At 43.2% G+C, this 20079-nt stretch carries 15 protein-coding genes; 7 read left to right on the top strand and 8 right to left on the bottom strand.

All coding sequences use genetic code 11. The features are described from left to right. Positions 1–17 precede the first annotated feature (17 nt). From AC1DU2_RS16215 to AC1DU2_RS16185, 7 genes are all read right to left on the bottom strand, one after another. Positions 18–1691: a glucoamylase family protein gene (locus AC1DU2_RS16215; protein WP_477385307.1), complete on the bottom strand. Its 1674-nt coding sequence runs from the start codon at positions 1689–1691 to the stop codon at positions 18–20. A gap of 72 nt (positions 1692–1763) precedes the next feature. Next, positions 1764–2639, bottom strand: a complete 876-nt coding sequence (locus tag AC1DU2_RS16210; protein WP_477358677.1) for a LamG-like jellyroll fold domain-containing protein — start codon at positions 2637–2639, stop codon at positions 1764–1766. 18 nt (positions 2640–2657) lie between these two features. Continuing rightward, a complete protein-coding gene (locus AC1DU2_RS16205) occupies positions 2658–4142 on the bottom strand; it encodes a RagB/SusD family nutrient uptake outer membrane protein (RefSeq protein WP_477358680.1) in 1485 nt (494 codons plus the stop codon). A gap of 11 nt (positions 4143–4153) precedes the next feature. Further along, positions 4154–7180 carry a SusC/RagA family TonB-linked outer membrane protein gene (locus AC1DU2_RS16200; protein ID WP_477385306.1) on the bottom strand — a complete coding sequence of 1009 codons (3027 nt, stop codon included), beginning with the start codon at positions 7178–7180 and terminating at the stop codon, positions 4154–4156. A 259-nt stretch (positions 7181–7439) separates the two neighbouring features. Next, positions 7440–10334, bottom strand: coding sequence for a ligand-binding sensor domain-containing protein (locus AC1DU2_RS16195; protein WP_477385305.1), 2895 nt, complete (start codon positions 10332–10334; stop codon positions 7440–7442). A gap of 104 nt (positions 10335–10438) precedes the next feature. Then, positions 10439–11398, bottom strand: coding sequence for an oxygen-dependent tRNA uridine(34) hydroxylase TrhO (trhO, locus tag AC1DU2_RS16190; RefSeq protein WP_477358686.1), 960 nt, complete (start codon positions 11396–11398; stop codon positions 10439–10441). Between the two features lie 163 nt (positions 11399–11561). Next, positions 11562–14042, bottom strand: coding sequence for a DUF5686 family protein (locus AC1DU2_RS16185; RefSeq protein WP_477358688.1), 2481 nt, complete (start codon positions 14040–14042; stop codon positions 11562–11564). A 133-nt stretch (positions 14043–14175) separates the two neighbouring features. On the opposite strand from AC1DU2_RS16185, the gene kbl reads away from it, so the two are divergent. Genes kbl through AC1DU2_RS16155 form a run of 6 tightly spaced genes read left to right on the top strand, consistent with a single transcriptional unit; the run spans position 14176 to position 18128 of the window. Further along, a complete protein-coding gene (kbl, locus tag AC1DU2_RS16180; RefSeq protein ID WP_477358690.1) occupies positions 14176–15366 on the top strand; it encodes a glycine C-acetyltransferase in 1191 nt (396 codons plus the stop codon). Between the two features lie 42 nt (positions 15367–15408). After that, positions 15409–15693 (top strand): DUF6364 family protein, encoded by a 285-nt coding sequence (locus AC1DU2_RS16175; protein WP_477358692.1) that lies wholly within the window; start codon positions 15409–15411, stop codon positions 15691–15693. After that, positions 15683–16099: a type II toxin-antitoxin system VapC family toxin gene (locus tag AC1DU2_RS16170; protein WP_477358694.1), complete on the top strand. Its 417-nt coding sequence runs from the start codon at positions 15683–15685 to the stop codon at positions 16097–16099. The genes AC1DU2_RS16175 and AC1DU2_RS16170 overlap by 11 nt, the downstream gene beginning before the upstream one ends. Continuing rightward, positions 16099–17133, top strand: coding sequence for a phenylalanine--tRNA ligase subunit alpha (gene pheS / locus AC1DU2_RS16165; protein WP_477358696.1), 1035 nt, complete (start codon positions 16099–16101; stop codon positions 17131–17133). The genes AC1DU2_RS16170 and pheS overlap by 1 nt, the downstream gene beginning before the upstream one ends. Next, on the top strand, positions 17130–17543 hold the full coding sequence (locus tag AC1DU2_RS16160) for a Rieske (2Fe-2S) protein (protein WP_477358699.1): 414 nt from the start codon (positions 17130–17132) through the stop codon (positions 17541–17543). Before pheS ends, AC1DU2_RS16160 begins: the two co-directional genes overlap by 4 nt. A 3-nt stretch (positions 17544–17546) precedes the next feature. Next, positions 17547–18128 carry a TetR/AcrR family transcriptional regulator gene (locus AC1DU2_RS16155; protein WP_090652075.1) on the top strand — a complete coding sequence of 194 codons (582 nt, stop codon included), beginning with the start codon at positions 17547–17549 and terminating at the stop codon, positions 18126–18128. Positions 18129–18134: 6 nt separating this feature from the next. Here AC1DU2_RS16155 and AC1DU2_RS16150 read toward each other — a convergent pair whose 3' ends face one another. Beyond that, on the bottom strand, positions 18135–18521 hold the full coding sequence (locus AC1DU2_RS16150; RefSeq protein ID WP_477385304.1) for a hypothetical protein: 387 nt from the start codon (positions 18519–18521) through the stop codon (positions 18135–18137). Between the two features lie 160 nt (positions 18522–18681). On the opposite strand from AC1DU2_RS16150, the gene creD reads away from it, so the two are divergent. Next, complete coding sequence (creD, locus tag AC1DU2_RS16145; protein ID WP_477385303.1) at positions 18682–20064, top strand: cell envelope integrity protein CreD; 1383 nt, start codon at positions 18682–18684, stop codon at positions 20062–20064. Positions 20065–20079: the final 15 nt, after the last annotated feature.

The following is a 20079-nucleotide window of genomic DNA, read 5'->3' as shown; positions in this document are numbered from 1 at the left end:
AATGGTATTAATCAGGGTTAAAGATTAGGGCTGCTGAATCCTAAGTTTTTCATGCCCGTTTTTACTTCGGGCGCACTCATAAACAGGTTCCAGAGCAGGCCGGTGCGGTAATTTTCGGTCATTACAACAATAGGCCCCTGGTCAATGGCCAGGTACGAGTTGGCAAACCATGGATTAGTTAAATTAAAGGCATCATAAAAGCCATATTGACCCCATAATTTATCGCCCAGGGTATAATAAAAAAATCTTAGTGCCGCCATAGATTGGGTTGGCGTATAAGGCAGCGATGCAATGGCCGCGGTAGGCGCTATCACGCCAACATCATTTGTAGGCGAGCTGGCTGTATAACCGTTTTCAATATCGCTTGCAGTCAGTCCCCAGCAATCGGCACTGTAGCCGTTGTTACCCAGTGGGTTTGCCACACAATATTTGTAATTGATGGTGGTATGTGCCTCATTCTGCGTTTCATAATTGGCATAGGCATCGCTTAAGCCTTTAGGGTTGATGCCCATAAACGAATATTGCGCAAAAAACAACGGACCGCCCCTGTCGGGACCAAGCGGCAGGGTAACGCCATAAAAGGTATTGCCGTTTTTAATGGCGCCGCTTTTTGCCCAGCCCTGCTCATAAACAGTTTTGGGGATAGGATGCGTTGTAGACGATGCACCTAAAACGTAAACTATCAACGCCTCGTCCCAGCCGGTAATTTTCATGTTGATGGCCCAGCCCAAATCGGGGCTCCAGTGCCAGTACAATACGTTTTGATCGCCCTGCCTGAACCAATCCCATTCTACACCATTCCATAAAGTATTGATATCGGTGCGCAGTTGGGTTTCGTTGGTATTGGATGCATTAAAATATTGGCGGGCGGTAATGAGGCCCTGCATCAGGTACGATGTCTCTACCAGGTCGGCCCCATTATCCTGTGCGCTGAAGGGTACAACAGCGCCGGTAGCGCCATTCATCCAGTGGGGGAAAGCGCCGTGAAACTTTTGCGCCTTGGTGTTTAAAAAGCCCACGATTTTTTGCATCCGGGCCAATCCATCGGCATGGCTTATGAAGCCGCGGCTAACGCCGGCTATAATAGCCATAATGCCAAAACCCGAGCCGCCGGTGGTTACCACATCGCCAGATGTATTACGCTCGCGTGCCAGGCCACTGGTTGGATGGCCGAAGTCATAAAAATATTTCAGGGTTTGCTGCTCAACAAGGTCAAGCAATTGATCGTCAGATATGGTGCTGAATTTTCGGGTACTATCGATAGCTGTGATCAGTTGTACTGATAAAGGTGATTGCAAGCTGCCGTTCTTGGCTGATTTTAGGCCTGTAGTAACGTTAAGCGTATATTGCGTAATGGGCGATAAGCCGGTTGGTGTAATTACAATGGTGCTATCGTTGTTTTGGTAGGCGGTGTTAAAAGTTGCCGCTGCCCCTGCTTTACTACTTAAGCTAATGCTTGCTGCCGCCGACGTACGGCTAAGCGGTGTTGAAAACGTAATAACAATAGCCGGTTTGCTATTTATATTGCTATAACTAAAACCGCTGTTTTTACCATTAACCTTAAGCGCACTAAAAGTAAACGATGAGGGAGGGGGTGTAACGGGTGTAGATGTATTATTTGAACTTTTACCACAGGAAAAAAGTAGTATAACAGATGCCAGCCCCCAACAACAATCTTTGATATTCCTCATGCCCACCTTTTTTTAAAAAAAGGTTGCCTGCCTTAAGCGACAGGACAACCCCAAATCAATCAAACCCAATTATTATCGTTTAGCTTTTTCAAGATTATACAAAGCCAATACCTGCGTGGCGGTAAGTGCTTTACTGTAAAACCTGATGTTATCCATGGTTCCTGTAACATAGCCGGCCCAATCCTGCGCGCCGGTATTGGCCGTAAGCGACGGAGTGGTTTGAAACTGTAGCGTACCAAATACCATTTTACTGGCTTTACTCCAATCCATAGGTGCAAAACCGGCAGCTGCGTTTTTACCTACCTGTGTTCCGTTGTAATAAACATAAATGGTAGATGCTGTTTCATCAAAAGTAACTGTAACGTTTATCCATGTGTTCCACGGGTTGGCAACGGCATAGCCGCCTTCCCAGCCATCTACCCCGGTTGACATACCGGCTTTGTTAAACGCATGTACTTTAAGTACACCCGATGATGCAGAACCACCGTTATCAAAAAATATGGCCAGGCTGCCCCAGAAACCCGCGCCGCCTGTTTGGTTGTTCTGGATGTCCATTAAACCTACCGCCGAAGTGTTTAGAGGCATTTTTACCCAAATGCTGGTAGTAAAACTGGTTAACGCTTTAATGCCGGCAGGTGTATCATACAGTACATATGATTTATCGGCGCCCTGCAGGCCTTTGCCATTTAACCCGGTGGCAAAGCTTGTGCCAGTTGCTACACCAGTTGCTCCGGATACACTATCGGCCAGGCCGCTGGTGAACGGAAAATAGGCTACCAGGCTGGCCGGTTCAATGTCCTTACTACTACTGTAGCCACCGAATGATGGCAGCGGTTTAGATGGCGCGTATGATTTTGGATCAAAGCCTTTATGGCAGGCTGTTATGGTTAAGCTTACAGCTACGCCCATTAGCAGCGCAGCTTTAAGTGTATTTTTAAATGTTTTCATCGTTGCTGAATTGATAAATTAATAACCTGGATTTTGTGTTAAAGCACCACCGCTTATATCGATCTCGTTTTGCGGTATTGGCCACACCTCGTTTTTGCCTGCTTTCCAGCCGCGCGAACCAAATACAGCTGCACCACGCCCCTGGCGGATAACATCAAAATAACGATCAAACTCCATTGCAAATTCAACCCTGCGTTCATTATAAATAGCAGTGCGCAAAGCCGCCTGATCTGCAGTGATGACTTTAGGCAATATAGCTGCATTGCTACCCCTTGCCCTGGCTCGTACCTGCTCAAGCGGAACTAAAGCCGCAGGCGAATTCCCAAGTTCATTATTAGCTTCGGCATTCATCAGCAACACATCGGCATAGCGTATTACAATTTTATTTTGCTGGCAACCCTCGTTAAACCCAGATACATATAGGCTAAAAGGCACATATGATTTTTGGTTGTACCTGGGGTTATCGCCATCGGCAGGTATCACATCGCCTTCGGGCGTTGTTTCGCCCCTGAAAATGATGGTTGCATCGCGCCTTGGGTCGCCTGTTTCATAAGCTGCTGCCAGGTCGGCAGTTGGCACATTAAAGCCCCAGCCGCCACCTGTTGAACCGCGTACACCCTGCACCTGTGAGTATTGCGAGTTTGATGCATCAGGGTTGTTAGGGATAAGGTTACACTGGATCTCGAAGATAGACTCCTGGTTGTTTTTGTGCGTAGTCCTGAACATTTGTTCGTAGTCAGGATATAAAGAATAACCCATGCCCATTACTTGTGTGGTATAGGTTACCACATCGGTCCATTTTTTAAGGTACAAGGCTACTTTGGCGTGTAAGGATAACGCCGCGCCTTTGGTAATACGGCCAACATCTGCCGATCCGTAAGTTTGCGGTAAAGCTGTAGCAGCATCAGTTAAATCAGTTTCAATAGCCGCCCAAACCTGTGCTTTTGGTGTACGTGGGAGGTTATACTCTGTGGTGTTTTTTGGAAGCGTTAAGCGCAAAGGCACATCGCCATACGCTCTTACCAGCCTGAAGTAGCAATACGCCCTGATGAATTTGGCTTCGGCCAGGTACCTTGTTTTCAGCGCATCGTCCATGGTGATACCCGGTATGTTGGCTATTACCTGGTTTGCAAGGTTAATTGTGGCATATTGCCCTTTATAAAAACCTTGTATCTGGCCTTCGCCGGCAGTAACGGTGAAGTTATGATAGGTATTCATATAAGTAGCATCTGTAGGGCTGCTGCCTTTTTCGGCATCGTCAGATCCTACGCTTTCTATCGCGATGGCAGGGAATGCAATGTTGTTATACTCGTGCATATTGGCATACATAGCGCTTACCGCCTTTGTAGCATCGTCCTGGGTTTTAAAAAATTGTGTTGCCGCTGTATTTTGGGCAGGGTCTATATTCAGGAAGCTTTTTTTACAGCTTTGAAATGTTATAGCAGATGCAACCAGACTTAAAATTATGGCCTGCTGCAATAGAGTTTTTTTACTGTTCTTCATCTTTATAGTGATTAAAAAGTAACGTTAATACCAAAATTGTAGGTAGCGTATAACGGGTATACACTTGCATCGATACCCATGCTGCCTACACCGCCGCCAATTTCGGGCGTAAAGCCTTTATAGCCGAAGAAGTTAAGCGCGTTTTGCGCATTGGCATACAAACGCACTTTTGAAATACCCCATTTTTTTGATAGTACAGAAGGTAGTGTATAACCCAGCTGCGCGTTACGCATCCTGAAATAAGCACCGCTTTCAACAAAAAATGAGTTTGGTGCCGAGTTGGCGGTTGAGCCAACATTTACTGACGGGTAGGTATTTGAGGTACCCGGTCCATGCCAGCGATGGTCATAAAAATCTTTGGTGAAGTTTTCGTTACCAAAACGGTAAGCTATGTTGGCGTTATAAACGCTTACATCGGCCACACCCTGGAAATCTAAAGCCACATCGAAATTTTTGTAGGTGAACGAGGTATTGATGCCGTAATTGTATTTAGGCAGCGGGCTTCCTAACACTACGCGGTCGCGGCTATCCAGTATACCATCTTTGTTGCTATCCTGGTAAATAAAATCGCCTGGCTGGGCACCTGTTTGTTTTGAGTTGGCTATTTCTGTAGCTGTTTGGAAAATTCCGGTTACTTTGTATCCATAAAACTCGCCGATTGGCTGGCCTACTACCGTACGGGTTGCCAAAGCGCCGTTGGCGATGCCTGCACCACCATCATAAATTGGGTTGGCCCCGCTTAGTACACTTAGTACTTTGTTGTTGTTGATGCCAAGGTTTGCGCTGATGCTGTAGGAGAAATCTTTTGTAGCCTGATCTTTCCAGCTTATTAAAAACTCGGTACCACGGTTGCGGATGCTGGCCTGGTTACCTATTAAACTGCTGTTGTTGGTACCCAACGAGCCTGCAATTGGAATAGCAAATATGGCATCCTGGGTTTCGCGATTATAGTAGTCTGCTTCAAATGTCAACCTATTATCTAAAAAGCCACCCTCTAAACCAAAGTCGGTAGCTACCGCTTTTTCCCAAAGGATGGTTTGTGGCACCAGGCTGTTAATACTTGCGCCGGGATATGCTGTTTGCGGGCTGCCAAATATTGCGGTTAGGTAAGGATCGGAAGATACAACCTGAATTGATGGGTTAATAGGCACAACCGAGTTACCAACCTTACCCCAGCTTCCGCGTAATTTAAGGCTGCTAAACAATTTCTGATTTTTCATGAACTCCTCATTGGTAATTACCCAGCCTGCACCCACCGATGGGAAATAGCCAAAGGTATGATCGCCATAAAACTGTGAGGCACCATCACGACGGATAGACGCGTTTAGCAAGTATTTGTCTTTAAACGAGTAGTTGACCCTTGCAAACTGTGATAATGCCCTGGTGTGCAGCTGAGAGCCTGGAGTTGCATAATAAACAACACTCGCGGTATCGGGAAAAGAGGTGTGTTGGTTACCGCTGCTTTTATAAGGCACACCCTGTGCATGGGCATCCAGTTGTTTATCCTGGTTATTTTGTGCACTGTAACCTAACAAGGCAGTTATTTTATGATCTTTTACTTTAACATCGTAAGTTAATGTGTTTTCCCAAATCCAGTTACGGGTTTCGGTATGGTTTACATCCAGGTTTGATACTGTGCTTTTTTGTGCAAAGGTAGCCTGGTAAATAGGTGTATAACCTCTTGATTCGGCCTGGCCAATATCGCCGCCAAAACTTGTTCTGAATTTAAAGTTTTTCAGGAAATTAACCTCGCCATAGCCATTGTAAGTAAAGCGAAGGTTTCTTGACCTCTGATTAGTAAAATCAAGAGTGGCCTGTGGGTTATAGTTGTTACCATCGCCCGTGTGGTAATCATTAGGGTCGCCGTAATTACCATCAGCATAACGTACCGGTAAAGTTGGAGCGGCACCAAATAACTGGTGAAAAATACCGCCATCAACATCCTTTGATTTACCTAAAAGTCCGTTAGCAGTGTATCCAAATTTCAAGGCTTTTGTGGGCTTAAAATCATTTGATAACTTTAAAGTGAAGCGCTGATAGTTATTGGTTTTGGCAATACCATCCTGATCAAGATAGCCGAATGAATAATTATAAGTATATTTATCAGTACCACCGCTTAAAGATACCTGGTGGCTGGTTACAAACGCATCACGTAATATCTGACCGTACCAATCTGTACCCTTTCCATAGCTCGATGGATTGCTGAAGATAAGCGGGCTTACATTGTTTGATGTGTAAAGTTCATTAATAGCTGTAGCATATTCGGTGGCGTTAGCCATTTTAACCTGGTTAGTTACTGTTTGCCAACCCGCGTAGCCATTGTAGTTTACAACGGGTTTGCCTTTTACGCCCCTTTTAGTGCCAATTAAAATAACGCCGTTTGCAGCACGGATACCGTAGATGGCTGTGCTTGACGCATCTTTAAGGATACTTACGCTTTCTATATCCTGCGGATTTAAAAAGCTGATATCGCTGTACCAAACGCCATCAACAACATATAGCGGGCTAACATTGCCATACACCGTACCTAAACCGCGGATGGTGATAGATGGAGAAGCACCCGGAGAACCGCCGTTGGTAACCTGCACACCGGCAACCTTTCCTTGAAGACCGCTAAGCGCGTTGGTTGAAGCTTGTTTAGAAATTTCGGAGCCCTTAACTGTAGCTACCGAACCTGTTACATCAAGCTTGCGTTGTGTACCGTAACCAACAACTACTACCTGCGCCAGCTCATTGGCCTGGGCCGCTAATTTGACAGTAATGTTGGTTTGCCCGTTTACGGGTATAGCTTGGGTTGCATATCCGATATAAGCGAATGTTAAGGTGCCTGTCCCTGGGGAGTTAATAGTGAATGCGCCATTAACATCTGTTTGGGTGCCTGTAGTTGTTCCCTTTACCTGCACCGATACACCTATCAGGCTTTCGCCGGTGGTGGCGTCGGTAACTTTTCCTTTAACTGTAACGTTTTGTGCAAACGCGGCGTCTATGGAAAAAAGAAACAATAGCATCAACCCTGAAATAGTAAAAATTCTTTTCATAGTGGTTAATAAATAAAAACGGATTAGAAACAATTGGTTTATTAGTTTACAAAACTGTATAGATAATGCCAGTTAGTCAAAAAAATTAACTCAACATTAATACATCAACCTTAACATACTTTCACAAAATTTGTGTGGTGTTATTTTATTTATCTGATAATCAGCTTAATAATGCGCGGTAGTGTATAGCCACCGTACTACAGCCGGGGTAAGCTGTAAATCGGTTTTATAATTGCTTATGAGAGGTAATGATGTAGTATTATAGCTCGATGAGAAACTCCACCAGGTTTTTATCATGCTCCAGGTTGAGCTTTTTACGCAGTCGATAGCGCCTTATTTCAACGCCACGCAGGGAAATGTTTAAAAGTGATGCCATTTCCTTACTGCTCATATTCATGCGCAGGTAGGCACAAAGTTTAAGGTCATTTGGCACCAGATCGGGGTGGTCTGATTTTAATTTTTTGAAAAAGTTTTCATGCGCTTCATTAAAACTTTTTTCAAATATGTTCCAATCGCGCTCGTCGTTCATGCCCTCGTCAATCACTTTTTGAATGCGACGCAGCTGGTCGTCGGCCAGTTTTTTGCCAGAGCTATCTTTGAGGTGCAGTATTTCTTCGCTGATTTTTTGCAGCAATTCGTTTTTGTAAACCAAATTCATGGCCGAATTGGCCAACTCGCGGCTTTTGCCCGCGAGGTCTGCCTGTAACTGCTCATTTTTTATACTGATGATATGTTGCTCGTTAGCAATGGCCTCCTGTTTTAAAAATTCCTCCTTTTCGCGTTGCAGCTTTTCGTGAATGTGCAGCTGGTGGCGTTTTAGTTTAAGCCGGTAATAGTACCTCACCAGGTAATAAAACAGTACCAGCAACAAGGCATAAAACAGCATAGCCGGTTTGCCGGCATACCATGGCGGCAAAATAATGAAAGTTAATGAGGTGATTAACGATACATTTTGATCGTTTATTTTAGCGCGTACTTTAAAATGGTAGGTGCCCTGGTCAAGGTTGGTAAACTCTTTCTGGCTTTGTTGTGTCCAATCGCTCCATTGGCGCGAATAACCTTCCAGGTAATACTGGAATTTTATTTTAGCCTGTTTATAATAAGGCAGCGAATAGGAGATGCGAATGTTGTTTTGAGCGTAGGGTATTTCGATGTCGTTAAGGCCACTGCCATCTTCGCTTATTACATAAACTTTATCGGTAATATTCTCTACCTGGCGTATGAGTACCTGCGGAATACTGATCTTGTTAGAGAGCAAAGCATCCTCATCATTAAGGATCACGAAGCCTTCATCAATGCTAATAAGATAAGTTGATGCATTGATACGGTTGATAGTTTCATAGTGCTGCACCATTTGCCCGTTAAGAATGCTGAACCGGTTGGTATCAATACTCAGCTTGCCCGGCACCGAAAAGTCGGCCAGGGCTACCCGGCCCTGGTTTATAAACCAGTATTTTTTACCTATGGCTTTGATGATTTTGCTTGAGGTGGCAAATGTGCCCAGCTTTTTATTAAGCTGGGTATATTTAAAAAAGCGGTCGGTAATATCGTCATAAACATAAAAGCCCGAATCGGAAGTAAATACCACCCGGTTATCAAGGTCAAATACATTTACATTGTAGCTGCCGGGCAAGCCATACCGGCTATCGTAATATACCTTTGAGGTTACTTTTTTCAGGTCGGGGCTTAAGGTTAGCTTGTAAATGCCCTTGTAAGCATGGCTTACCCAAATTTGCCCTTTACTATCCTGTTCAACATACCGTGATGGCTCGCCAAAACCTTCTACTTTATGGTCAAATATCCAGTTGCTCAATACATCTTTCCTGAAGAATGCCAGGCCGGTATAGTTTCCCTGGATAAGTTTATCAGCTCCAAATTTTTTGGTTGTCCAGCCCCCGGTTATCATGGATATTTTTGTTATGGTGCTGCCGTTTACCTGGTAGGTGCCATCGTTATGGCCGCAAAGCAAGCGCCCATCCTGCAGGGTAAGTTCCCAAACCTGGCCTTGCGACCCGGGGATAAGTTTAAAATCAAATGATTGAAAAAGCTTGTTGTTGCTTTCCGGGATCCAATCGCTGTAAAAAAGCCCCTGATTTGTACCCAGGTAAATCTTATTATCAAAAATGATACTGGAGTAAACCGTGCCAAACCTGCCGGTTTTATCAAAGTAAAAGTATAATGGTGAGTTAACCTCGATGCGGTCGATGCCATTATCAAGGCCTGCCCAAAGGTTTTGCTCGGCATCGGTATATAAACTTAAAACAGTGTTGTTTTGCAAGCCGCTTGCCTTGTTAATATGCTGAATAAGGTTGCCTGCGGTATCAATAACCACTACACCATTTAATATGGTACCGTAGGCCACATATTTGCCGGCTATAAGCGCGCCATTATTAAGCTGGTAGGTTTTTAAAAAGTCGTTGGCCTGGTTTGCCCATGGTTTTATGGTTTGGCCATCGTAAATGAACAAGCCATTTTGAGCTGTGCCAATAATGAATTTGTTTTTTTGGAATGGCAGCATGGATAACACTCCGCTTGGCCCCAGTATATTGCTGCCGGGAACAAAAACCAGCTTATTATCCTTAAGCTCAAATAACCCAACCGAAACCTGTTCGATAAAAAAGCGATTACCTGCTTTAAACATAAACAGGTAAGGGCTGGGCGTTTTTATGACATTGATTTTCCCTTTGGAATAAATGTATATCGACCCGAAAGACTGGAAAATGATTCGCTGGCCATCAACATATATCTTCCATATCTCTTCATTAATCGGCTTATACTTTGCGGGAACCAGGTTTATCAGTGAGTTGTATTTTAAAACCCCCTTGTTATCATCGGCCCAGTAACCAAATTCGCCATAGGCCCCCACATAAATTTTGCCTTTGCCATCGGCTGATACCGAGCGAACGATTAAGCCGTTGGGCATGTGATGCTGCTGCCAGTATTTGCCATCAAAGGCAAGCAAACCCTGCGCATTGCCAAAATACATGATGCCATGCTCATCGCGTGTAATGCTCCAGTTTTGATTGCCCGACTGGTACATGGCCTTGGTGTAATTTTGCACATAAGGCACACCTACGCTTTTGATATCCACCGCGCGCGCATTTAGGGGAGGAGTACAAAACAACAGGAAAATAATCAGTAACGATTTACGCATGGGTTATGAAATGGCATCAGCCTGCAAAGCAAACCAATTTTACGAAATTAAGGTTTGAGTTGCAGAAATAAAAAAGCCTACCAGGTTGGGTAGGCTTTTTATTATTAATCTGCCAGTTGCAGGTTATTCCTTTTATTGGTATTTACCGGTTGCGGTACTTTTACATAGTAGCCGGTGCCATCATAAACCCTTTTGCGGGGGTGACTTTGACAGGCTTCACTACAGCAACCTTCCAGGTTGGTGCCACATTCATCGCATTGGGTAAAATGTTCATTGCACTCGGGGTTGGCACAGTTGATCATTTTAGGGGTGGTTATACCACAATTGCGGCAGGTTGATATCACTACCGGGTTCACGCTGTTTACATCAACAGAAAGGCGGTTGTCAAATACATAACATTTGCCTTCAAAATCCTGGCCGCCGGCTTCTTTACCGTATTTAATGATACCGCCATGTAGCTGGTAAACTTCGGGGAAGCCTTCGTGCAGCAACAGTGCCGACGCTTTTTCGCATTTAATGCCACCAGTGCAATAGGTCAGGATCTTTTTATCTTTGTATTTGGCCAGTTCGTTAATCATGGCCGGGAAATCCCTGAAGTTTTCGATATCAAGTGTTACCGCGTTTTTGAATTTGCCTAACGAATGTTCGTAGTTTGACCGTACATCCAAAACAACCACGTCATCGCGGTCTTTCATCGCCATAAATTCTTTGGGCTCCAGGTGCTTGCCTGTTTGTTGTTGAGGGTTAATAAGGTTGGGGTCGCGCAGGCCCGAGTAAACAATCTCGGCTTTGTAGCGGCAGTGCATTTTTACAAATGAGGGCTCGGTAACTTCATCAACCTTAAAATCGATATCGGCAAAGCGCTTATCGGCATGTACAGTATCCATATAGGTTTTACAAGCTTCGGCAGTGCCTGATACGGTGCCGTTAAGCCCTTCCTCTGCTACAATAATGCGGCCGGTTAAACCTAAGCTTTTGCAAAATTTTAAATGATCGGCAGCAAATTGCTCCGCATCGGCTATTGTTGAATAACAATAGTACAGTAGTGTATTATATATTGCCATAATCCATTGATACTGCTGTAAACAGTGTTAAATGAGGTGCAAAGATAAGGTTTTAAGGCGAAAGGTAAAAGGATAAAGGCGAAAGGTTTGCAGTCCCACTAGCCATCGTTCTGGTTTTTCAAAACCTTTTACCTTTCGCCTTTGCCCTTTTACCTCAACAAACCTACCTTATCCCATAAAAGATCCTGAAGCCCTGGATGTATTTTTGGTTGCCCATGTAGGATACGCCATAGTCAACCCTGAAAATCAGGCGCTGTACGCCAACGTAAAATTCTGTGTAATCGCGGTTGGCTTTTGTGGTAAGGTAATTTGCGCCAATAACTTCTTCAAGCTTTGCCTTACGCAATAGCGGAATTTTGTTGAAGATCGAACCGGCAAAATTATGTTGAAAATGAGCTTCGAGAAAAGCGCCATTGGTACTGTAAGTATAAAAAGGCAAAAAGTGGAAACTACCCACATAGGTAGGATCGAAGGTGGTACCCTGGTTACCTAAAAAATGATTGTAATCCATATAGTACAGGTTTTTATCGTTAAAGAAACCGCCGGCAGTTAATTTAAACGATGAAAAACCGGTTAAGCCAATCCTGATTTTGTTTTGTGATACATCAACAGATGTAAAATCGTAATTTACATCAGAGCCTAACAGGCTATTAATCCCTTTCCTGTAGTTTAGGGTTAAGGTTGGATATTTTGACGGCAGGTTAAATTTGCCGGTAGGCCGGGTTACGTATTCCTGGTCGAAGGTAAAGGTAGCTGATGTTGTAAATGTTAATGCCTGATTTTCGGGGAATAAAAGGGAATGGTCATCTGCAGGGGTACCCGGTGGTGCCAATGGGTTGTTTGATGTAAACTCCCGGTTTTTAACATCTTTGATATGTGAGTAGGAAGTATTGTAAAGCTGACTTCTGCTTGCATACGACAAGCTGCCCGATAGTAATACGCCATTGGTTACTTCGCGCTGGTACCCAAATAAACCATAATGGGTGCGGTAATATTTTACATAGTTATTCTCGCTCAGTAGGGTACTTAAGGTATTAAAATATAATGATCGGGTACCTACGTTATTCAAATCCAGCACGTCGCTGCCAAAACCCGTAAAAAACTTGGCATTGTGGAAAGGATCATTTTTATAGTCGGAATAAATATTGGCGCTAAATATCTTATTTGAAAAGCCGTAGCGTAAAGCAGGCGTAATGCTGAAGGCGTGAAAATCATCAATTTTTTTGCTGTACCTTATTTTAGCATTGATGCCAAAACCGTCAACAGTGTTGTAGTAAAACGTTTGTATAAACGGCGATACCCACAATGAATCCTTATTGTCGCGACTGGAGGCGTAATAGCCAAATATCAAATAACCGGGGTAGTTAATGTGGTTTTTGGTGTGTTGTAATGTATCCAGGTAGGCTTTAGTTTGTTTATAGGCGGCTATGCTATCTTTTTTCTGGTAATCGCGGGCTTCTTTTGGCGTTAGCGGCACAGGGCGTACCGACGTCCAGTAATCTGCATTTTTAGCGTTTGAAACGGTATCAACTTTTAGCACTTCGCCGGTAAAAAAACGCTCAGGAAAGCTGGGATTAATTTTATAGTTATTATAAATAGCTTCGTAATAGCCCCCAAACTTAAAACCAAGTACCTTGCCTTTAAAATTGTATTGAACCGCCGCTGGCATCCAAACACTATCGGTTATGGCTACGTATTGTTGGGTGATATTTAATGTATCTATCAGGTTAAGGCTATTCAAGCCTTTTTCCAAGTATAAATCGGCGCTGTACAATCGCCATTCGCCATCAACTATATAAATATCCCCCTGAAAATACTGGCCATGGGCACGGCGTGGGATAACCTGTATCTTATCTATTATCCGGCCATTTTCGTTGGATACACCGAGGAGCTTATACCTATAAAAAGTTAGTGCATTGGATGCCAGTGGCGATACAAAACCACGGGTGCTTAAGCCATTGATGTTGAATACGTTTTTATAAAAATTCACCTGAAGATCGGATGCCTTGTTGTAGCTAAAAGCAGTGTTGATACCTGATATCCGGTTGGCAATGGTAACTTCCCTGATTTTATCAGGCGATTGAAAATTATAATCAGATAGTGATTCCTGCTGGTAAAGAATCCCCCGACCCATCGAGTCAAGGTCGAGCGCGCGGATTACCTCTTTTGATAATAGCGCCTTTGGTGCGCTTAATAATTTTTGTACGCCTTTTATATAAACTGCGCAGGAATATGACGTAGCTTCATCCAAATAATACTTTCGTTTTTTGATCACCTGTTTCATGATGGTATCGGCAGCATCGTGGTTTTTGCGATACATGGCTGCAACCCTTTCGGTACCAAATATTTCGTCGTCAAGTTGTACGTTAAGGGTTTGGTCGGCGTTTGATATGGTAACCTTTACAACCTTTTCGTCATAACCCACAAAGCGGTAAGTTAAATTGTAGTCGCCCGGTGCAAGCTTAAATTGGTACAGTCCGTTTTCATTGGCGGTAGTGCCGTAAGTAGAATTTCGGATGTATACGGATGTAAATGGAATTGCTTCGTTTTTCTGGTTGGTTATTTTTCCTGATAACAGGTATTGTTGCGCCGAGGCGTTAACGGTACATAATACCGTAAAAATAAATAGTAAGTGTTTTTTCATCGTTATTCAACATGTAAATACAGCCAACCGATGAAATGTTTTGTTTTGCCCTTAATAATTAATAAAAAGCATGTTTGAGCCCTGCCAAATGCCCGGTATTGCTTAATTTTGCTGCCTTTAACCATCAACTACTATGTATAATACATTACAGCCGGTTTTGCAGCAGGAACTGGAAGCCATTGAAAATGCAGGTTTATTTAAAAAAGAGCGCATCATTACATCGGCGCAAGGTGCGGATATTACCGTACAGGGCGGGCAGGAAGTAATAAACTTTTGTGCTAATAATTATCTTGGTTTATCTGGCAACGCTAAAGTTATCCAGGCGGCTAAAGATGCAATGGATACACATGGTTATGGTTTATCGTCTGTCCGTTTTATTTGCGGCACGCAGGATATTCATAAAGAACTTGAAAAAAAAATAGCAGAATTTTTAGGCACCGAAGACACCATACTTTATGCCGCCGCTTTTGATGCTAACGGTGGCGTGTTTGAGCCATTGTTTGATGCACAGGATGCCATTATATCCGATGAGCTGAACCACGCTTCCATCATTGATGGTGTGCGTTTGTGCAAAGCCCAGCGCCAGCGTTACAAACATGATGACATGGCCGACCTTGAAGAAAAGCTGAAAGCCACCGAAAGCTGCCGTCACCGTATTATTGTTACTGATGGTGCTTTTAGCATGGATGGTACAATTGCACAGCTGGACAAAATTTGCGCCCTGGCCGAACAATATAATGCTTTGGTAATGATTGACGAGAGCCATTGCAGTGGCTTTATGGGGAAAACAGGCCGTGGTACGCATGAGCACCACAATGTAATGGGCAAAATTGATATTATTACCGGCACCTTAGGTAAAGCTTTGGGTGGGGCATCCGGCGGTTTTACATCGGGCCGTAAAGAGATTATTGATATGTTGCGCCAGCGTTCGCGCCCATACCTGTTTTCAAATACATTGGCACCTGCTATTACCGGCGCTTCAATAGCGGTTTTGGATATGTTGAGCGAAACTACCCAACTGCGCGACAAGCTTGAGAACAATACCCAGTACTTTCGCCAAAAAATGACCGAAGCTGGTTTCGACATTAAACCCGGTGTACACCCAATTGTACCAGTTATGCTTTATGAAGCTAAGTTGGCGCAGGAGTTTGCCGCCAAAATGCTGGAAGAGGGCATTTATGTAATAGGTTTTTATTACCCCGTGGTTCCGCAAGGCAAGGCTCGTATCAGGGTGCAAATCTCGGCCGCTCATGATATGCACCATTTGGATAAGGCTATCGCGGCGTTTACCAAGGTGGGTAAGGAATTGGGAGTGATTAAATAATACGTGCGGATTTTTTATATTTGTACGTATAAATGACTTGTTATGGAAAGTACAAAGCTAACCTTGAGTGTTAAATCAGATTCTGTGCCCCGCATGAAAGAATATGCGAAACGCAAGCATACAAGTGTTTCTAAGTTGGTGCAGGAGTATTTTGATAAAATAGAGGAACAGGAAAAAAAGGAAGACCCTCTAATAGAAAAATACAAAAACACAGAAATCCCTGAATGGATTCAAAGTTTAACGGGTATTTTAAAAGGGAAATATCCCGAGAACATGGATTACAAGGATATGAAGTACGAATATTTTAAAGAAAAATATGATCTATAAACGCCTATTCTTAGATAGTGATGTTTTATTGGATATGTTTTTAAAAAGGGAGTCGTTTTTCTTTTACACTCAAATTTTGTTAATTGAGAGTGAAAAAAGAAAACTCGAATTAAAAACCTCGTCGTTGATAATTGCAAACATAAGTTATATATTAAGAAAGCAGATAGGCATATCTACAACTAAAGAAAACATAAAGAAATTAGCCGAATCAATCGATATATTGCCATTTGAAAAAGATGCTATAGATTTTGCTTTAGCAAGTAACATTGTCGATTTCGAAGACACGATTCAATGTTTTATTGCTAAGAAGAGTAACTGTGATTTAATTATCACCCGTAATATAAAAGACTATAAGAACGCCTTGATCCCTGTGTTAACAGCAGAACAATTTTTAAGAACACTATAATGCAAAATAAAATAGACCAATACGCCGCCGAAATAAAGGCCTTTGCTTCTGCCAAGGCTGATGAACTGGAAGCGTTCCGCATAAAATTTTTAGGTACCAAGGGAATTATCAAAGATCTTTTTGAAGAATTTAAAACCGTTGGCCCCGAAGAAAAACGCACTTTTGGTAAAGTACTTAACGAGTTTAAACAGTTAGCCGAGGCAAAATATAACGAGTTAAAAGAAACTCACAACTCACAACTCACAACTCACAACTCAGATATCGATTTAACGTTGCCTGGCGACGGCTTTACTGTTGGGTCACGTCATCCGCTATCCTTGGTGCGAAACGAGATCATTGATATTTTTAAACGCCTTGGATTCGTAGTTGCCGAGGGCCCGGAGATTGAAGACGACTGGCATAACTTTTCGGCATTAAATTTTCCCGAAGAACACCCGGCCCGTGACATGCAGGACACGTTTTTTATTAAAAAGAACAGTGGTAAGGATGATATCGCATTGCGTACGCATACCTCATCGGTACAGGTGAGGATGATGGAGCACGGCAAGCCGCCGTTCCGCGCTATAATGCCGGGCCGCGTTTACCGTAACGAAGCAATATCTGCGCGTGCCCATTGCTTTTTTCACCAGGTAGAGGGGTTATATGTTGATGAAAACGTATCATTTGCCGATTTAAAGCAAACACTTTATCACTTTGTGCAAGAGCTTTATGGCGAGGGTACCCAGGTAAGGTTCAGGCCATCGTACTTCCCGTTTACCGAACCATCTGCCGAAATGGATATATCCTGTACCATTTGTAAAGGTTCAGGCTGTAATATGTGTAAATACAGTGGCTGGGTCGAGATTTTGGGCTGCGGTATGGTTGACCCTAACGTTTTGGAAAATTGCGGTATCGATAGTAAGAAATTTACCGGTTTTGCGTTTGGTATGGGTATGGAACGAATTGCCAACCTCAAATATGTTATCCGCGATCTACGTTTATTTTCTGAAAATGACGCGCGCTTTCTAAAACAGTTCACTACAGAGATGCTATGAGGAAATTGCTGGCGATAGTGCTTATTGGCTTGTGCTGTTTTTCATGTGGCAAAGCAACAGACAATATACCCAGTGTACCGGTAAACTTTTCGGCACCCATAAATGATCCGCGCCTGGCGCCGCTTACAAGTGGCGGCGGTGTAGTTTTTATAAGCGGCTATGGCGTTGCCGGTCTAATTATTTACCGTACCGGATCTGGCCAATATGTAGCTTATGACCGGTGCAGCAGCTATCAGCCCGAAAAAAAATGCGCGGTTACTTTGGATGCTTCGGGCTTTTCGGTAACCGATCCCTGCAGTGGTTCCAAGTTTTCTTTAGCCGATGGTACGCCTGTAAAAGCGCCGGCCACCAAATCATTAAGGGCATATAGTGTGAGTGTCTATAATTTTCAGATATTTGTATCCAATTGATACATGGAAGCCGATAAAATTAAAGACAGTATAAAGCGGGCAGCGCAAGATTTATTCCGCAAATTCGGTTACCATAAAACCAGCGTTAACGAAATAGCCAAAAAAGCCAGAATTGCCAAAGCCACTATCTACAAGTATTTTGATAGTAAGGAGGCGGTATTGCATATTTTGCTGATGGACTATATTAAAGCCAGCGTTGATGACCTGGTGCAGAGCAACACACCCGATATGGACGAAGAGGCCCACCTCAACAACCTTATCATGAAAACCTGCCGCCTGTCATACACCGTTTGCAACGAATTTATAGGCTGGGATTTTATCCGCGAATCAACCAACTCCCAGGACTTTTTAAAAAATCTGAGTAACGAGCTGGAAGAAATGCTAATGGCATCATTTATTCAACTGCCCGGAATCCGCAAACACGAAACCTATCACCAACGTTTACGCTTCCTGATCAAATGCAGCAAAAGCATCGTGTTCAGTTTTGCGTTTACCTCAGTAAGCGATTCGGATGTGCGCAAAAACTTTGTTTCTTTTCAAAAGGAGATATTGCCTTATTTGGTAAAGGCAGCGATTACGGTGTAGGTTAAGCTATTTAAAATTTAACTTTATCGGTCCGCTTTCTTCAACTTCCCAGATGGTTGAGTCATCAATGTTGATCGAATTTAAATTTAAAAAGCTATCTGCTTGCTGTAGGTAATTTTCGCCTGTGTCGCCAAGGCGGGGTATTGATAAGATCTGGGGGTCAATGTTGATTCTGCGGATCCGATCTGTCAACAATATCAAGTTAGCTTCTGAATAGCATGATGATGCATCCTTTTTTAATTCGCCTGCCCCGTCAAATAGGTGATAATCTGTCAGTAATATCGAAAAGAACTGCTTATCACGTTTATCATAATAAAACACTTCTGTGAATTTTATCGCTGATTGCTGCAGGCCGGTGATTAGCCAATTATAAATTTGTTCCTGGGTGGTCATCGCTTAAAGATACGGACTTAAGAATAAGTGAAGGATTTTAATAATAAACTTTGAAATGCAAAGTTCTTTTGTTTTATTTGTTATGGGAAAAGCGGGCTGTGGAAACGGCCTCTATTTTTAATCGCAAACTTTGAAATGCAAAGTACTTTATTGAAATAATATGATACAACAAGAACCAAAAACACGCGGAATAATGGACTGGCTCAAGGAGTCGGTTACAGTTAAATTACTTTTTATCGGGGTGCTGATTATTGTATTGCTCATCCCCTCATCGCTGATTAATAACCTGATTAGTGAGCGCGCACAACGACAGGACGAAATGATAAATGATGTATCAGACAAATGGTCGGGCGAGCAGTTGGTAACGGGGCCGGTGTTGGTTATTCCCTACAGAAAACATATCCAAAAAACGGATACAGCTAACAAGGTAACCACGCAGGACGCAATGGAAAATCTTTATATCCTACCCGATAATTTGAATATTAAGGCAGGCCTTAATACACAGATATTGCACAGGGGCATTTTTGATGTAGCGGTTTATAATTCGCTTGTTAAAGTATCCGGAAACTTTTCAAAGGCCAGCCTGGCCGGAGTTTCTTTAACCGCCGATCAGCTTGTGTTGGATAAAGCACGCCTGGTTTTTAGCATTACCGATTTAAAAGGTTTAAAAAACAACCCGGTTGTTAAAGCTGGCGGCCAAACCCTGGCTGCCGAGCCTGTATTTAACAACGCAGTGTTGCCGGGCGACGGCCTGCAGGCAGCCATTGATCTATCAGGAATAAAAGACGGCGAATTTACGTTTGATTATAGTCTTGATATGAAGGGAAGCCAGGAGCTTAGCTTTTTACACCTGGGCAAAACTACAGATGTACAAGCCAGCGGTAGTTGGGCCAGCCCAAGTTTTGATGGCCGCTACCTTCCCGACGAACGTACAGTGGATACCGGAGGTTTTAAATCGCATTGGAAAATGTTGTATTATAACCGACCCTTCCCGCAGCAATGGGTTGATGATACCAGGCTGCTAAGCAATGAGAAAAAGCAAGCCGACGCTACATTCGGAATTAAACTTCGTTTACCCATTGATCAGTATCAAAAAACAACCCGCACCAGCAAGTATGCCATTTTAATTGTGCTGCTCACTTTTATCTCCCTGTTTTTAACCGAGGTTATCCGCAAGCAAAGCATTCATATTTTCAATTACGTTTTGATAGCCGCGGCCATGATCATTTACTACCTGCTACTGCTGTCCTTCTCTGAGCAAGTTGGTTTTAACTTTGCGTACCTTGTGGCCTCTGTTGCCATCATTGGCCTCGTAGCAACATTCATAGCCTCCATATTAAAAAACAGGATGGCGGCGGTGTTATTTGCTTTTATCCTATCGGTGTTTTACACCTTTATTTTCGTGATCATCCAGCTGGAAGACCTGGCGTTAATGGTAGGCAGTATAGCTTTGTTCATTATTGTAGGTGTGCTGATGTATTTTTCGCGGAAGATTAACTGGGATAAGCAGGAATCAATAAAAGTTGATGCGGCCAATAGCTAAATATTCTATTTTATA

It is taken from the genome of Mucilaginibacter sp. P4_C11 (assembly GCF_056402115.1).
The sequence above is the reverse complement of the archived record's forward strand: the minus strand, read 5'-3'. Positions and strand labels throughout refer to the sequence as shown.

What these genes read in the sequence shown, in the direction of transcription:
- AC1DU2_RS16215 (WP_477385307.1), bottom strand. Translation starts at nt 1,691, where the DNA reads ATGAGGAATATCAAAGATTGTTGTTGGGGGCTGGCATCTGTTATACTA.
- AC1DU2_RS16210 (WP_477358677.1), bottom strand. Translation starts at nt 2,639, where the DNA reads ATGAAAACATTTAAAAATACACTTAAAGCTGCGCTGCTAATGGGCGTA.
- AC1DU2_RS16205 (WP_477358680.1), bottom strand. Translation starts at nt 4,142, where the DNA reads ATGAAGAACAGTAAAAAAACTCTATTGCAGCAGGCCATAATTTTAAGT.
- AC1DU2_RS16200 (WP_477385306.1), bottom strand. Translation starts at nt 7,180, where the DNA reads ATGAAAAGAATTTTTACTATTTCAGGGTTGATGCTATTGTTTCTTTTT.
- AC1DU2_RS16195 (WP_477385305.1), bottom strand. Translation starts at nt 10,334, where the DNA reads ATGCGTAAATCGTTACTGATTATTTTCCTGTTGTTTTGTACTCCTCCC.
- trhO (WP_477358686.1), bottom strand. Translation starts at nt 11,398, where the DNA reads ATGGCAATATATAATACACTACTGTACTATTGTTATTCAACAATAGCC.
- AC1DU2_RS16185 (WP_477358688.1), bottom strand. Translation starts at nt 14,042, where the DNA reads ATGAAAAAACACTTACTATTTATTTTTACGGTATTATGTACCGTTAAC.
- kbl (WP_477358690.1), top strand. Translation starts at nt 14,176, where the DNA reads ATGTATAATACATTACAGCCGGTTTTGCAGCAGGAACTGGAAGCCATT.
- AC1DU2_RS16175 (WP_477358692.1), top strand. Translation starts at nt 15,409, where the DNA reads ATGGAAAGTACAAAGCTAACCTTGAGTGTTAAATCAGATTCTGTGCCC.
- AC1DU2_RS16170 (WP_477358694.1), top strand. Translation starts at nt 15,683, where the DNA reads ATGATCTATAAACGCCTATTCTTAGATAGTGATGTTTTATTGGATATG.
- pheS (WP_477358696.1), top strand. Translation starts at nt 16,099, where the DNA reads ATGCAAAATAAAATAGACCAATACGCCGCCGAAATAAAGGCCTTTGCT.
- AC1DU2_RS16160 (WP_477358699.1), top strand. Translation starts at nt 17,130, where the DNA reads ATGAGGAAATTGCTGGCGATAGTGCTTATTGGCTTGTGCTGTTTTTCA.
- AC1DU2_RS16155 (WP_090652075.1), top strand. Translation starts at nt 17,547, where the DNA reads ATGGAAGCCGATAAAATTAAAGACAGTATAAAGCGGGCAGCGCAAGAT.
- AC1DU2_RS16150 (WP_477385304.1), bottom strand. Translation starts at nt 18,521, where the DNA reads ATGACCACCCAGGAACAAATTTATAATTGGCTAATCACCGGCCTGCAG.
- creD (WP_477385303.1), top strand. Translation starts at nt 18,682, where the DNA reads ATGATACAACAAGAACCAAAAACACGCGGAATAATGGACTGGCTCAAG.